The following is a 567-nucleotide window of genomic DNA, read 5'->3' as shown; positions in this document are numbered from 1 at the left end:
ACTACGTCCGCATCCTCTACGAGCGCCGCTGTGGTGACGGCTGGGGCTGTATCGCGCTCCCGGACCGGACCAGTGACGACGGCGGAAGCAGCGACGGAGACGACGCCAGCCAGCAGCCGAGCTACAACGAGGGGCTGTTCACCGTCCTCTACCAGCCGTACGTCACCGGGCCGCGGTTCGTCGACCAGGTGCGCGCTGACGGCGGCTGGGACGCCGTCGACGCCCTCCACGACGACTTCCCCGACAGCACCGAGCAGGTGCTCCATCCGGAGAAATATCCCGACGAAGAGCCCGTGAACGTCAGCGTCGCTGACCGCTCGACCGACGAGTGGAGCCGCTTCGACCACGACCCGGTCGGCGACACGGTCGGGGAGACCTCGATCTACGCGATGATGTACCACAACGGCCAGACGGAGGGCGACCGCTACAGCTACGAGAGCGAGATGTCGGCGGGCTGGGGCGGTGATCTCGTCGTTCCCTACCGCAACGGCTCCGGCGGCTACGGCTACGTCTGGGAGATCCGCTGGGATACCGAGGAGGACGCCAGCGAGTTCGCACAGGCGTATC

General features: G+C 67.4%; 1 pseudogene. It reads left to right on the top strand.

The features are described from left to right. Nucleotides 1–567, top strand: a pseudogene (locus FY251_RS20790) (hypothetical protein); the annotation flags it as partial.

The organism is Haloferax sp. KTX1, assembly GCF_902410085.1.
Taxonomy (GTDB): domain Archaea; phylum Halobacteriota; class Halobacteria; order Halobacteriales; family Haloferacaceae; genus Haloferax; species Haloferax massiliensis.
This window is presented reverse-complemented; position numbering and strand designations above follow the sequence as displayed.